The sequence below is a fragment of the Polynucleobacter sp. 39-46-10 genome, assembly GCF_002282275.1.
The window spans coordinates 1-14,332 of the sequence record NZ_NCJB01000047.1 but is presented as its reverse complement, the minus strand read 5'-3'; the positions used below and the strand labels follow the sequence as shown (position 1 = coordinate 14,332).

Genomic DNA, 14,332 nt, shown 5'->3' with positions numbered 1-14,332 from the left:
GCCGTATTCACCAGCCAGCTCTTCAAGGATAGGACCGATCATCTTGCAAGGACCACACCACTCAGCCCAGAAGTCGAGGAGAACAGGTTTATCGGACTTTAGAACGTCTTGCTCGAAAGAAGCGTCAGTTACATATTTGATGCCGGCACTCATGAAAATTCCTTAATTAGTCTTATTTAGTTTTATATAGTTATCGCGCTACAACGCTTATATTAGCAATAAGCCACACTTTCTGCCTAAATACTAAAAAACCAGCCCCAGAACCACCCTCAATGCCGCACCCATTTCCAATCCTGAATGATCTAAAGCAGCCACATGCTTGGGCAATAGCGCCCAATGCCAGCGCTCTGAAGTCACTCGCCGAGGGTATTTGGAGTTGTGCGGTGCAAACGAACCAGCGCCCCTTGGTGGTTCTGAGTACTGCAGGCCCATTAATGGGGGTGAGGACTGCCCTAGAAAAGCATCGACCTCAAGATCTGCCAAATCAGATTGCTTTCCTACCGCAAGTCATGAGTTTTAACGACTGGCTAGAGGCAGCACCAGGCGCATGGAAATTCCCCAAAAAGCAAACAGATCTAGAGCGTTGGTTATCTGTTTATATCAACCTGCGTAAACACAAAATATTGCAAAGCTGGTTTAAGGCCGAGAGTGAAGCGGGGGCTTGGGGTTTGGCGCAGGCAGTGATCGATGCATGCGATTCCTTGTCAGAGGCAGTTGTGCCACTGATGCAAAGCGAAATCAATGCCTTAGTACAAAACCAAACCCTCGATTCAGAGTTGTGGGTAAAACAAGTAGAAACACTGTTGGATCAAGCGATCGCTAAAGCCTATGTTGGCTTATCTCGTAAGGTCGTTGATCAAGAATCCACTGTTTTATTGGCCTTCTGGCGTTTCCTCAGTAGTCCTGGTGATCCTGTCATGCGTAAGCATTTCGCATTGGCTGCCCATCTTCAGGCTGCAAATACCAATCAAGCTGTGGCAAGACCTTTGATTTGGGTGGAGACTGCTGATCCCAAGCCGATTGATCAAGAGATGATGTCTCGGTATTTAAATGAGTATTCACAATTTGCACCTGTAGTGAATATTGGAATGGATTGGCATTTAGTGGCGCTGTGGTCTGAGGCGCTAACTGGGCAAGATGCCGAAGGGCAGCTCAAACCAGTAGATAGCGAACAGCAGATCCTGGTGGATCACAACATTCAAGCAAGCTTCCATGATGGATGGAAGTTATTGGCGGCTAGACGATTTGAAGAATTGGCTTGGGCAGCAGCCAAATCGATTGAGGCGCATTTAATTGCAGGCAAGACCAACATCGCTTTCGTTGCACAAGATCGTTTAGCTGCAAGAAGGGCGCGCGCATTGCTGTCACGCTTTGGACCAAATCTGCGTATTCGTGACGAGACCGGTTGGAAGCTTTCAACTACCCGCGCCGCAGCATCGCTCAATAGTTGGTTGGAGTTAATTCGCTCGCCTAAAGAGGGACCGAGTGCAAGTGCCTTGCTGGAGTTTTTACAAAATCCCTTTTTTGATATTGCCCATACCTTACAAAAGCCATCGGAGGCTTGTGTCAGCCTCATTGCTCAGCTTGAAGATATTCTGATTGCAAGCCAAGCAAAGTCAGGTTGGGAAACCTTTCGAATTGCGATTGAACGAGCCAATGCCTATTCATCATCGCGTGGCAGTGTGCCCCATGAATCACTCTTGGAGTTGCTCACTTTATTGCAACGACATCATGCGCAGTGGTTGGAGCTCAAACTCGATTGTGAAAATGCTTATGTACTCCTGCAAGCTAATCTGCAAGAGATGGGCATGGCGCAGCAACTTGAAAAAGACTCCGCTGGTAAGCAATTACTTGAAGTGCTCAAGACTTTTGATTTAGGTGCGGGTGTCTATCGGCAGGTCGCTATGCGTTTGCCAGAGTGGCTGAGCTTACTCAAGACGGTAATTGAGGAGGCCTCCTATCAAGAGGTGGGTCAGCAAGCGCAAGCAACTTTAAGTATCTTGCCGCTAAGCTCAACACGTTTGCGAGAGTTTGATGCCGTTGTCTTGGTGGGTTGCGATGAGCAACAGTTGCCAGCGTTTTCTGAGCCACCATTATTTTTCTCGGATACGCTCAATCGCTTATTAAAAGCCTCAACCGTTACAGCGCAATATATTCAGCAGGCTAGAGATCTCTCGCAATTACTGATTTCTTGTCCGCAAGTCGATTTGCTTTGGCAGAGTAAAAGCAAAAGCGGCGAACCTCTCAGGCCATCAGCCTGGATTAGTCGCTTACGCACGCAATTGCCAGATTGGCCAATATTGGAGGCGAAGCCCGATACGCATTCAAACCAATCTGACCCATTGCAAGAAGCGGTCACAACCGTTAACCCTGAGATTGCATTGCCGATTAGTATGTCTCCTAGTGCTTACAAAGCATTAAGAGATTGTCCTTATCGTTACTACGTCCGAAGTATCTTGGGTTTACGTAAGGCAAAAGAATTCGAAGAAGGCTTTGATGCTTCATTGGCAGGGCAGGTTTTGCACGCCTTGTCAAAGAACTTCTTCCAAGCATTAAAAACAGAAGAGCAAAAAACCCATTCAAGGATTCATGAAGGTGAGGATGCTCGTCGTGAGTGGATGCAAGAGCATCTCATCAAGCATTCAGAAAAAGAGTTTGAGCGCTTGATTAAGGGTGATGCCAGAGTCACCGGTACTTTGCGTGATTGGCAAAAGCAGATTCCTAGCTTTGTAGATTGGCAACTCAAGCGCGAGGCTGAAGGTTGGCAGTATCACGATGCAGAGTTGCCAGTTGGATTTATGGTGATGCTGACTGATCCCGATGGCGTGCAAAGAGAAATTGAGATTGCGGGACGGGCTGACCGCTTTGACGTGAACGTCAGTAATTCCACTGCCGCAGCAGTCATTGATTACAAGAACCAAGGTATCGCCAAAATCAAGAAGCGGGCAGATCATCTCTTGGATGATCCTCAATTGCTAATCTACGCCCGCGCCGTCAATGAGAATGCCGTTGCAGCACATCTTCCTGGCCGCACCATCGAGCAAGCTGAATGGGTGTCATTAAAAGCAGATCTTAAGAAAGCCGATGACAAGATTGTGAGGGCTCATCCAGTTGAACAAATGCCAGAGATGATGGGGCAATTTTCAGAACAACTCAATGAGGATTTAGAAGTCTTATGGGCACGCAAACCTATGAAAGCGTTTGCACCGGATAGCGTTTGCCAGTATTGCGAAGCCAGGGGCATTTGCAGAAAGGGGATGTGGTGAGCGATAAGTTTGATTACGCCGTAGCCTGCAACCCGCATAACTCAGTGATTGTTTCCGCTTGTGCGGGCAGCGGCAAGACTTGGCTCTTGGTCGCACGCCTGGTGCGCCTATTGCTCGCTGGCGCTAAACCTCAAGAGATCTTGGCGCTGACCTTTACCCGTAAAGCCGCCCAAGAAATGCGCGACCGCCTATACGGCTTGCTGGAACAGTTTTCTCAAATGACTGATGAGCAACTCATTCATGAGCTCACAATGAGAGGATTGAACGATGCGGAAGCGAAGAAGTTGCTACCGCAAGCAAGGGCGCTGTATCTGAAGGTATTAATGAGCCCCCAATCGATTGTGATTGATACCTTCCATGGGTGGTTCGGTAGACTTCTCGGAGCGGCGCCAATCTCCGCAGAAGTCCAGCCTGGATTTAATCTCCGTGAAGATGCCAAGCGCCTACAAGAAGAGTGCATGCAAGATTGGTGGGGCGATTTACCTGCTGATCTGAAAAAACACTATGACGTTTTACTCAAAGAGTTTGGCGCTTTTGAGACTGACAAGTTCTTGATGGGTAATTACAGCCTCTTTAAGCAAAGAGGTGCTTGGACATTCTTCTTGGCTTCTTGTAAAGCTAAGGGCATTAGTCCAGTCGACGCTTTAGCACAATGCTTACCCAATTTATCGTTGCCAAACCCGCTAGAAGAATTTTGGCGACGCCCTGGCACTAAAGAAGATTTACAAGTGATGCTTGAGTGCTTTAGTAATGGCACCCCTGGTCAAAAGAAAAGTGCGCCATTTATTCAGAGAGTCATTGCACTTCATGCGGCAGGTGGCTCCGTGATGGAGATTGCGGATCAATGGCAAAGCTACTTCTTAACCAAGACTCTGACACCACTAAAAGATATTGCGACGATGTCGGTACCTATGCGGGATTATCTGGCTGCGACTGGTGGCGACCCGTTGCAGATCACCTCCATTCGTAATGCTTGGGTTGATGCATATGAGGCATGGTTCTCCTGGAAAAATGATCAAGATGCTTATGCGGTCAATGCCGCTTGGTTTGCGATGAGCGAAGCAATGCTAGGTCATATGCAAAAAGCTAAAGAGTCGATGCGTGTACGTGACTTTGATGACCTAGAAATTGGCGTGAGCCAGTTGATGGCCGATCCGGCTAATGCCGCTTACCTGCAAGCAAGACTAGATGCGAAGTACAGTCACATTCTGATTGATGAGTTTCAGGACACCAATCCACTGCAATGGCAGATTTTGCGTTCTTGGCTGGAGGGTTATGGACAAGACGGCTCTCGTCCAAGCGTCTTTATTGTCGGAGATCCCAAGCAGTCGATCTATCGCTTCCGCCGCGCTGACCCAAGATTGTTCACTAGTGCAACTACTTTCCTGGAGTCGACTCTGCAGGCGAAGTATTTGGAAAAGAACACCACCCGCAGAAATGCGCATGCAATTAATGATGCGGTGAACGATATCTTTTTAACGGATGCAGTTCCACCGAGCTATGTATTTGCCAAGCAAGATACTGACTGGAAAGCACCATTAGAGGGTATTGCTGAGAAGGAGTTTGCCGCCAAGGGCGAGGCGATGTTATTGCCACTCATTGAGCGTACAGAGCAGGATCAAGCTGAGCGCACTGGTAGCGCTCTAGATAATCCTATTGAGGATTCAGGGTTGACTGTCGGAGTGCAACAGCGCTATTGGGAGGGTCAACAAGTAAGCCGCTTGATTCATCATGTTCTGACAACGCGCCAAGTAATTGATAAAAAAGATGGCAAAGAGTGCTGGCGCCCAGCAAGAGCTAGTGACTTTATATTGCTCGTCAAGCGCCGCGCCTACTTGCCGCAATTTGAGCGAGCACTGCGCGAAGCAGGCTTGGCTTACGATAGTTCTCGCTTAGGCGGCCTCCTGAATACTTTAGAGATCGACGACTTAATTGCCTTGCTCACTGTCTTGGTATCCCCAAGGCACGACTTGCCACTAGCGCAAGTGTTGCGCAGTCCCATCTTTAGCTTTACCGAGCAGCAAATGCAGGAGCTCAGCAGCCATGTGGGCGACAGTTACAGTCAAAGCGAAAGCCAAACTCAAACCAAATCATCTTGGTGGGATGCCTTACAGAGTAGCTTCGATGCCCCTATACAAAAGGCAGCACGCTATTTAGAGCGTTGGAGAGGTCTAGGTGAAGTATTGCCCGTACACGACTTGCTTGATCTCATTTATCAAGAGAGTAATTTACGAGTCAGTTATGCAGTGGCCTCCCAAAATTTAGCACGTGCGCAGGTGTTGGCTAATTTAGATGCCTTCTTGGAGCTTGCCTTAAATCAAGATGGTGGTCGCTATCCGAGCTTGAGTCGCTTTATCGAAGAGATTAATGCGATGCGTCGGGGTGATGATGACGAGACCCCGGATGAGGGCGATGTAGAGGCTGAGGCTGACGACGACATTGGTGAGGTGGATCTCGATAGCGAGATGTCGGAGGAAGACCAACATAAGTGCGTGCGCTTAATGACTATTCATGGGGCTAAAGGTTTAGAGGCGCCATTTGTGATCATGCTCGATGCCAACCATACAGAGTGGAAAGCACCCAATCGTGGCGTACTACTTGATTGGTCTCCAGATGAGACGAGTCCAAGCCATCTGTCTCTGTATACCGCAAAGTCTTTGACAGAGAAGCGTGCAGCAATCTACGCAAAAGAGAATGAAGTTAGTGAGAATGAAAATTGGAACGTCCTGTACGTAGCGATGACTCGCGCACAGCAAGGCTTATGGATTAGTGGCGTCCAATCTCATATCAAGGACGGCATTAGTCAAAAATCTTGGTATGGCAGAGCGCTTGCGGCAGGGATGGAGACCTTGGACGCTACCCAGTTAGGAGAACTGCCACCTCAAGAACAGGAGAAGGTGAATTCCAATGGTAGTGAGCCATTTCAGATAAATCATTTCCAATTGTCATGGGATGCGGCCAAACAATCTCATCAAGAAACAATTGCCGATATTGAAAGTGGCGCACTAGCGATTGCTGCAAAAGCAAAAGAGCAGGCGCAAGCGGTAGAGCAACCCGATCCAGAGATTTTGGAAGAAGGAACGCATTTCCATAAATTGCTAGAGTTCTTAACTGTGCACTCAGGTACGCAGGTAAAGACAGAAATGCCAAGCGAGCAAGAATTGATGGATTGGCTCAACATCGATCAAGAGCAGGCCAAAAAACTGACTGAGCGCGTTCAGGTTGTGATGAATACACAAGCGCTCCAAAAGTACCTCACTGAAAACCAGTGGGTTCAAGCTTGGAATGAAATCGATATTGCTGATGAGCAAGGCAGAAGCTACCGCATGGATCGCCTAGTAGAGTTTGAGGACCATCTAGCCATTCTTGATTACAAGCTCACCATTCCTGAAGAGGGTGATGAGAGGTATGAGAAGTATCGCAAGCAATTGAAGGGTTACCAGGCTGAGTTGGGACGCATTCGCAAAGATAAACCAAATAAAGCCTTTTTGATCTCCTCAAAGGGCGATCTCAAGGAAGTAATCTAGCCCCAGGGCCCCTTGAAATCCATCCTAAAGACCCTATATAGGTAGGGAATAGTAATAATCCCCAAACTAGGGATAATGAAGTTCACACGAAATATCCTACAAGGAGTCCTGATGACAATTCGTAAAGTAATTAATTTATTTGTTGGCGTATTCGCAGCAGCGGTACTGTTAACTAGCAACGCAGCATTTGCCGAGGCAACTTTGCCCGAGGTGTATCAAGCGGTGCAATCTGGGCAGATGGCTAAAGCCGATGCCATGATGAAAGAGGTTCTACAAAACCATCCTAATAGCGCTAAAGCGCACTACGTAGCTTCTGAGCTTTACCTGAAAGAGGGTAAGTTAGAAGCAGCGCGTAATCATTTCATCAAAGCGCAAAACTTAGCACCCGGTTTGCCGTTTGCTCAACCTGAGTCTGTACAAAAACTCCAGATGCAATTAGCTAGCACTCAAGTTACACCTGCTGCTAGTCAGACATCCATTTTTAGCAATCCGCTCTTCTGGGGTTTGATTGCCATCCTGATCATTGGCGTCATGATTGTGATGAAGCGTCGTAAGGCTGAAGCGGTGCAGGTCTATAACGCTCCAAGCGCCGGTTATCCTGGAACTCCAGGTGGCCCAGCTGGTTACCCAGGTGGTCCCGGTGGCCCTGGCAATCCTGGATATCCTGGAGCGCCAGCTGGTGGCATGGGCAGTGGCTTGATGGGTAGTTTAGCTACTGGTGCTGCATTAGGTGCCGGTATGTATGCTGGTCAAGCATTAGCAAGCAATCTCATGGGTGGGCGCGATGGTGGCCATTCAAACGCTGACCACAATGCGAACTCCAACATGAACCAAGTAGGTGGTCCAGCATCGTTAGATCCTAACTTTGGTGTACGTGATGCCAGCTCCTGGGATGATGGTGGCGCAAGTTCTTGGGATGACAGTGGTGGTGGCGACTTCATGAGTGACGTTTAAGGGTCATGAACCGTTTGGCGGAGATCATCGAAGTAGGGCATGTCTGGTTTTATCGGGCAAGCATCTATACCTCGAATGCTTTCCTGGATGATCCAGCCATTTTGGCATTTGCCTTTTGCTAGCAATCCGCCAGCTAACCCAGTTGTATTAACCACCTTCGGGTGGTTTTTTATTGCTCAATATTTAGGCAAATAGCTCAAAAGCAACAAAAAGAGCGTCATTTTTAAGGTTTTTTCATATACTGTATAAACATACAGTATATTAATACCTATGACGACTCAGATGACCCCCTCAAAAGCGACCTTAAGCCAGGCCCCACAAGCCTTAGCTGCTCATGGCGCCTATGAGTTTAAGCTTCTGAGTCACCGTATTTCTGCGGGATTTCCGAGTCCAGCAGCCGATTACGCTGAGGAAGGGTTGGATCTCAACAGCTACCTCGTTCAAAACAAGCCAGCCACCTTCATGTTCACCGTAAAGGGTGATTCGATGATGGGTGCGGGTATTTGTGACGGCGACAAGGTGGTGGTCGATAAAGCCCTCAAACCAAAACATAAAGACATCGTTGTTGCTGTAGTGGATGACGAGTACACCATCAAGCGCCTCTATCAGTTGCGTGGCAAAACCGAGCTCCAGCCAGAGAACCCAAACTACCAGCCCATTACTTTTAATGAGAACAGCCAGCTCCAAATCTGGGGTGTGGTGGTTGGAGTAGTGCGCAGATATAGCCACGCCAGTAGCAGAAACGGTAAATCGATATGAGTACCATTAATCAGGCCGGCCAAACCAATCAACTTTTCGCACTCGTGGATGTGAACAACTTCTACGTCTCTTGCGAGCGTGTGTTTGCACCCAAGCTAGAGGGTGTACCCATGGTAGTACTCTCTAATAACGATGGTTGCGCAGTAGCGCGTAGTGCTGAAGTCAAAGCGCTGGGCGTGAAGATGGGTACACCCTGGTTTCAGATGAAAGATCTGGCTAAGCAGCATGGCATCCAAGCTTATTCATCAAACTACACCTTGTATGGTGATATGAGCGGTAGGGTAGTCGAAGTCTTAAGAAAGTTCACGCCCAATCTCGAGGTCTACAGTATTGATGAGAGCTTTCTGCAAATCGAGACGGTGCTCAAGCAATATGCTGACCCAACTAGCTTAGGTCAAATTATTAAGCAAGACGTTAAAGACACAACAGGCTTGCCTGTATGTGTTGGCATTGGTGCCAGCAAGACGCTCGCTAAGTTAGCTAATCACTTAGCTAAAAAGCACCCCCAGTTTGCTGGCGTGTGTGATATCAGCTCCATGTCCAAAGAAGCGCTTTATCAATGGATGGCGGAGACAGCAGTAGGTGAGGTGTGGGGTATTGGTGGTAAGACTGCCAAGAAACTCAAAGAGCTTAAGATCAATAGCGTCTTTGATCTAGTGCAAGTATCACCACAAGCGATGCGCCAACAATTTGGTGTGGTGATTGAGCGTATTTGCTACGAGTTGCGTGGCGTATCTTGTCTGCAGCTCGAAGAAGTGGCTCCAGCTAAACAACAGATTATTTCTTCAAGAAGTTTTGGTAAGCCAGTGACCTCCATGGAAGAGTTGGCTGAATCTGTCGCCACCCATGCTGCAAGAGGTGCCGAGAAACTCAGAAGCCAAAAGTCAGTCACGGGCGCGCTCACTATTTTTGTGCAAACCAACCCACATAAGCCGTTTGAGCCACAACATCACCAAAGCATCACAGTGGTTCTGAGTGATCCTAGTGATAACACCTTAACGCTCACTAGCGCCGCATTAAAAGGTTTAAAGCAAATCTACAAGACAGGCTTTAAGTACAAAAAAGCAGGCGTCATTCTCAATCTCTTGGCTGATAAACCCACCATGCAGCAATCACTATTTGATGACATGGAAGTCAAAGGCAAGTCTGCTGGACTCATGAAGGCCATGGACTCGATCAATACCCGTTTTGGTAATGCCGCTATCAAAACCGCCGCATCTGGAACTAAGCAAGACTGGCAAATGCGATCAGGCAATAGATCGCCGAACTACACCACGCAGTGGGATGAGCTGCCAGTAGTGCGCTAAAGAGCTATTAAAGAACAAGCAAAAAAAGATGAAAAAGATGAATAAAAAACAACAAATAACACAGCTAATTTTACTAGCTCATTTCGTGAGCCAGTAAGCCAATATTCTGAACACATAGCAACAAAACAGAAGTAGAAAACAAGCAAAACCTAATTAACGTAGATACACACCAGGAGAAATCAAATGGAACTATTAAATAACTTCAACGGCATCTCACTCGCAATCATCATGATCTTGTCTTACTGCGCAGTACTGAAAAGCACCAAGCGTAACGAGCGTAGCAATACACAAGTATTTAGCCGCAAGTATCAGTAAGAAAAGAGCGGTAGAAGCAGAAGTAAAACGGAATTAAATAAAAAACAGAACAAGCAGCAGCTGCCTGGAAGGGGAATAAGGAAATCACGGATTCCTTATTCCCTAGCAAAGGCAAAAGTCATCAGAATTACCCTACACAAGATAGGTGTAATGAGATTATAAAAATGTCATAAATGTGGATAAAATCCAGACATGATCGATGACAAGCAAACCTACATAGATAAAAAACTACGCCCACTACCACGCTGGATATTTATGTCCCGCTGGTTGCAGGCGCCGCTCTATATCGGCCTCATTGTTGCGCAAGGCGTATACGTTTGGCAGTTCTGGTTAGAGCTGGTTCATCTCATTAGCATGATGGCAGATAAGTCGATGACTGAAACTGCCTTAATGCTGGTAGTGCTTGGCTTGATCGACGTAGTGATGATCTCTAATCTATTGGTCATGGTCATTGTTGGTGGATGGGAAACCTTTGTTTCTCGTTTGGAATTAGAAAACCATCCAGATCAACCAGAATGGCTATCCCATGTGAATGCCGGTGTACTCAAGGTAAAGCTAGCAACCGCCATCATTGGTATCTCATCAATCCATTTGCTGAAGACTTTCATTAATGCAGCTTCCTATGATGAAAAAACCTTAATGTGGCAAACCTTAATCCACATTACCTTTGTGTTGTCAGCTGTAGCGATTGCCTATACAGAAAAGCTAGTGACTTCATCACATAAGCAGCACTAAGGCCACCAGAACATATAAAACTTAAGCCTGCAAGGCCTTACGAAGGTATTCGGAAACATTCTCCTGGCGGAGCATCCATTGCTTGTAGTCAGATGGCACCTGACTAATCAGTTCACCTTTGTGCTTGCCAAAAGGCATGATCGTCGGAATGCGGGCTTTCTCAGACATTTCCCATAAAGCATCTAAAGAAGCGGGGTGCAGGCGATCAATGATCTGCCCCAGAATCTTGGAGCAGATCCATACATCTGCCAATGCACTATGGGCATCACGCAATTGCTCTCTAGCAGTTGCTCGTTCAAAGTAATAGAGCAGAGCGCTTTGGGTATGGCTATCCAAGTCAGGCCAAAGGCTACGAGCGAGAGCAAGAGTGCAAATACGCTTGACCTCGGGCTTACCAATAGCCTCCCAGTCAAAATCTACGCTATGACCGATGATGTACTTAGTACCAGCGGGTAATCTAAATGAAGTGCTAGCGGGGCAGTTAACCAATTCCTCATCCATGATGTGGTGAGTTGCTAAAGCACCCAAGCTAATTGGTTTACCAGGGTTATAACGCTGCACCCAAGGATTGCCCACTGCAAGAGGATTGATCGAGGTGACGTCTAAAGAGGCGGCCTCAATAATGACGGCATCGTTTTTATCGGTTGCTTCTACATCGAAAATAATGGCTTGGGGCATGAGGGCTTCTTTAGGTAACGTTTGGTTAGATAGCTATTGTGCCTTGATGAGTGCCTCAACATCCTTAATTAAAGATGCCGTTAGGTCACGTAGCTCGTCAATGGTTGACTCTTCAATCTCCAGATAGCCTTCATACTCAGCCAAATTGCGTTTTTGATGAACTGCATCAAAAACTCGCCATTTATTAGTGGGCCAGCCTAGCGTGTCACCGAGACATTGGAATACCATGAACCGATTTTCACTTCTATACCCATGCCAGCGTAGGGCAGCAAGTGCCGCACCATGAGCGGCATTGTAGGCAGACGTAAATCGACCCTCTATAGACACCTCTGCGATCCCGGAGTCTAGTAAACGTCTATGGGAAATCTCAAGCATCCTAAGTACTTCAATTTCTTCGGAAGGCTCAGATTTAAGTTGACCAATTTTGACTAAATTATCTAAATTTTGATTAGTCAATTAAGGCACCATACACTGAGATGGTAGGTAGTCCCAACACTTTATTCACAAATGAATTTCGCTCTGCGCGACGATTCTCAAACTCTTTTGGTGTGTAGCAGGTGGGATTAATTTTTCGTCCTAACTTATGTTCAACTGGGGTGAGTAGATCCAGTATTTTACTAAGACGCAAATTCTTTCCGACTAAAAGAAGGTCAATATCACTACTTGCTGTATCGGTATTTTTAGCAATTGAACCGTAGATTAATGCGTGTTGTAAGTCTTGATGCAATGGTAATAAAGCAACATTGATTTCGTGATCAATGCCCAATGTCTTTTTTACAAGGCTATGAAGCTCTTTATAGATAGGTGAGCTTTGATTGGCCTTAAAAATTCTTAAGTTTCCAAGCTTTGTTGAGCTGATAATCCCGCTTTCTGAAAGTCGGTTTAGCTCTCTCTGCAGTGATGCGCTACTCAACTTAGTCAGGCGCAATAATTCACTCAAATGAAATTCTCGTTCTGGATGGCCAAAGACCCAGCCTAAAACTAGGCTTTGGCTGGGTGAAAAAAGAGCGCTTGATAAAGACATTGCTAAATAATAGCATGATTGTGCTAAAAAATAGCAAGATCAAATAAAAATAGGCAACAGACACACATCATATTTATTGGGACAGGTGGACAAGCCCGACCCCTAGGTTAATTTCCGCTCCACAAGATTAATTAGATTAGCAGCACATAGCTCAATATTTGAGCCTCTCAGTCTTGATAATTTGCTTATAAAGATTAATCAATTCATTTGGAGGTCTTATGCGTAATTACACATACCTAGGTGGAGCTCGGTTTACGGTCAATAACTTGTTTCGTAGTCTGCGCTTTGATATCGATAGGCTCGATATGAGTTGGGTAGATGGAGAAAAGCCAGAATTTAGTAGAGGCTTACGGGTGGTGGATAACGATGAGGTAAATACCGTCACGGTTGATGGCGAAGATGGCGATAACTTAATTTATAGCCTTACCTATATCTTTAGCAAAGAGGATGGTGCCGATAACTTTAGAGCCGCTACCGACGAATACCTCAAGGTTGCTCTAGAGACCAAGGAATTCTTGGTCACCAACCAAAAAAAAGATCCGCAGGGCAAGCCTGAAGTAGCGGAGTCTGTCCTTGTGAAACAGGATAGCCATCCCGAATCGTCACGCCAAATTCATTCGAGTCAATTATTCGCTCGGCTGGCAGAGTGCAGAAGGGGCATGGCTTACTCATGAAATAGATCTATTGATATTGGTATTTATGTTATTTCATACTATTACATAACAAGACTGGCTCATATTCTGACCTTTAACCCATCCATTTCCTACACCCAAATCATCTCCCATCCCTGTTATTTCATCTTCAAAGCCTCTACGCTAAATCTTTCTGATTACCGAGGGATTTAGCATGCACCAAGCTATTGAATGTATACATAAGCAGCAACGATTGTTTCGATTGGTGATGGATTCCCGTGTAGTGCTTGTACTGCTGATCATTTGGATGATTTGGGGCATCCTAAGAGTGCTCCGCATTCTTTAATTGTTTGTAGCTACAAATAATTACTTGAATGATGAATAAATTGTTACTACAATTAAATGAGTTGATAGAGTTTGATTCGCAAAAGCGCTTTCAAACTCTTTTAGAACGTGGTCTAGATTTTGCTCGTGCTGGAGAGATTTTCAGTGGAACCATTCACACATCTCCAGACTTGCGTCAAAGCTATGGTGAATCTCGATTTATTACTTTGGGATTTCTAGATGGTCGATTGACAGTGGTGGTGTGGACCCCACGAGGATCCAGGAAGAGAATCATATCGATGAGGAATGCAAATGAACGTGAAAACAAAGAATATAGCCAGGGAATGGATCGACCCTGATGATGCCCCTGAAGTAACGGCCGAGGATTTAAAGCGCGGTGTTTGGTCCATAGACGGAGAGGTCGTTTCCGAAAGAGAGGGTCGAGAGGCTTTTGCCAAGAAGCTTCGTGGCAGACCCGTCGGAAGTGTCAGCAAGCATCCAAAGAAGTTAACAACCATTCGTTTGTCAGCGGAAGTCATTGAGCAATTTAAAGCTGCTGGATCAGGGTGGCAGACAAAAATTGATCTGGCCCTAAAGGATTGGTTATTAACCCATCAACCTTAAATTGCGAGTACTTCTCGTAAAAATCTGTGATGTTGCCAATAAGGTAATAAATGTTGCCATTTGAGCAACTTGCTTAAGAAAAATCTAAAGGGAAGGTGGACGAGCCCGACCCCCGGCACTGACAGAATTGGGTTTGGCTGCTTCGTTCCCGACCTGACCAGGTTATCCAAACCGCCATGCGGGGAGG

14 protein-coding genes and 1 other RNA gene are annotated in these 14,332 nt (G+C 46.3%); 10 read left to right on the top strand and 5 right to left on the bottom strand.

Annotated features, from left to right (window positions below; translation table 11 throughout):
* On the bottom strand, positions 1 to 153 hold a 153-nt coding region (locus B7X71_RS05990), incomplete at its 3' end, for a thioredoxin domain-containing protein (RefSeq protein ID WP_293600358.1).
* Between the two features lie 119 nt (positions 154 to 272).
* On the opposite strand from B7X71_RS05990, the gene B7X71_RS05985 reads away from it, so the two are divergent.
* The 7 genes from B7X71_RS05985 to B7X71_RS05955 all read left to right on the top strand — a co-directional run bounded on the left by B7X71_RS05985 (position 273) and on the right by B7X71_RS05955 (position 10,863).
* Positions 273 to 3,266, top strand: a complete 2,994-nt coding sequence (locus B7X71_RS05985; protein WP_293597657.1) for a PD-(D/E)XK nuclease family protein — start codon at positions 273 to 275, stop codon at positions 3,264 to 3,266.
* Complete coding sequence (locus B7X71_RS05980) at positions 3,263 to 6,793, top strand: UvrD-helicase domain-containing protein (RefSeq protein ID WP_293597658.1); 3,531 nt, start codon at positions 3,263 to 3,265, stop codon at positions 6,791 to 6,793. Before B7X71_RS05985 ends, B7X71_RS05980 begins: the two co-directional genes overlap by 4 nt.
* A 111-nt stretch (positions 6,794 to 6,904) precedes the next feature.
* Positions 6,905 to 7,747: a tetratricopeptide repeat protein gene (locus B7X71_RS05975; protein ID WP_293597659.1), complete on the top strand. Its 843-nt coding sequence runs from the start codon at positions 6,905 to 6,907 to the stop codon at positions 7,745 to 7,747.
* Between the two features lie 282 nt (positions 7,748 to 8,029).
* Positions 8,030 to 8,506 carry a translesion error-prone DNA polymerase V autoproteolytic subunit gene (gene umuD, locus B7X71_RS05970; protein WP_293597660.1) on the top strand — a complete coding sequence of 159 codons (477 nt, stop codon included), beginning with the start codon at positions 8,030 to 8,032 and terminating at the stop codon, positions 8,504 to 8,506.
* Positions 8,503 to 9,813, top strand: coding sequence for a Y-family DNA polymerase (locus B7X71_RS05965; RefSeq protein ID WP_293597661.1), 1,311 nt, complete (start codon positions 8,503 to 8,505; stop codon positions 9,811 to 9,813). Before umuD ends, B7X71_RS05965 begins: the two co-directional genes overlap by 4 nt.
* A 183-nt stretch (positions 9,814 to 9,996) precedes the next feature.
* Positions 9,997 to 10,128 carry a hypothetical protein gene (locus B7X71_RS05960; protein ID WP_293597662.1) on the top strand — a complete coding sequence of 44 codons (132 nt, stop codon included), beginning with the start codon at positions 9,997 to 9,999 and terminating at the stop codon, positions 10,126 to 10,128.
* Positions 10,129 to 10,320: 192 nt separating this feature from the next.
* Positions 10,321 to 10,863 carry a TIGR00645 family protein gene (locus B7X71_RS05955; protein WP_293597663.1) on the top strand — a complete coding sequence of 181 codons (543 nt, stop codon included), beginning with the start codon at positions 10,321 to 10,323 and terminating at the stop codon, positions 10,861 to 10,863.
* A 21-nt stretch (positions 10,864 to 10,884) separates the two neighbouring features.
* Here B7X71_RS05955 and B7X71_RS05950 read toward each other — a convergent pair whose 3' ends face one another.
* From B7X71_RS05950 to B7X71_RS05940, 3 genes are read right to left on the bottom strand one after another with little or no spacing between them, the layout of a single operon-like run.
* Positions 10,885 to 11,541, bottom strand: coding sequence for a DUF3820 family protein (locus B7X71_RS05950; protein ID WP_293597664.1), 657 nt, complete (start codon positions 11,539 to 11,541; stop codon positions 10,885 to 10,887).
* Between the two features lie 33 nt (positions 11,542 to 11,574).
* Positions 11,575 to 11,997 carry a hypothetical protein gene (locus B7X71_RS05945; protein WP_293597665.1) on the bottom strand — a complete coding sequence of 141 codons (423 nt, stop codon included), beginning with the start codon at positions 11,995 to 11,997 and terminating at the stop codon, positions 11,575 to 11,577.
* Positions 11,990 to 12,481: a nucleotidyltransferase domain-containing protein gene (locus B7X71_RS05940; protein WP_293597666.1), complete on the bottom strand. Its 492-nt coding sequence runs from the start codon at positions 12,479 to 12,481 to the stop codon at positions 11,990 to 11,992. The genes B7X71_RS05945 and B7X71_RS05940 overlap by 8 nt, the downstream gene beginning before the upstream one ends.
* A gap of 302 nt (positions 12,482 to 12,783) precedes the next feature.
* Between B7X71_RS05940 and B7X71_RS05935 the strand changes: the two genes are divergently transcribed.
* The 3 genes from B7X71_RS05935 (at position 12,784) to B7X71_RS05925 (ending at position 14,145) form a co-directional block, all read left to right on the top strand.
* Positions 12,784 to 13,239: a hypothetical protein gene (locus tag B7X71_RS05935; protein ID WP_293597667.1), complete on the top strand. Its 456-nt coding sequence runs from the start codon at positions 12,784 to 12,786 to the stop codon at positions 13,237 to 13,239.
* A gap of 335 nt (positions 13,240 to 13,574) precedes the next feature.
* Positions 13,575 to 13,880: a BrnT family toxin gene (locus B7X71_RS05930; RefSeq protein ID WP_293597668.1), complete on the top strand. Its 306-nt coding sequence runs from the start codon at positions 13,575 to 13,577 to the stop codon at positions 13,878 to 13,880.
* Positions 13,834 to 14,145 carry a BrnA antitoxin family protein gene (locus B7X71_RS05925; RefSeq protein WP_293597669.1) on the top strand — a complete coding sequence of 104 codons (312 nt, stop codon included), beginning with the start codon at positions 13,834 to 13,836 and terminating at the stop codon, positions 14,143 to 14,145. Before B7X71_RS05930 ends, B7X71_RS05925 begins: the two co-directional genes overlap by 47 nt.
* A 95-nt stretch (positions 14,146 to 14,240) precedes the next feature.
* Here B7X71_RS05925 and ffs read toward each other — a convergent pair.
* An RNA gene (gene ffs / locus B7X71_RS05920) (signal recognition particle sRNA small type) lies at positions 14,241 to 14,332 on the bottom strand; the annotation flags it as partial.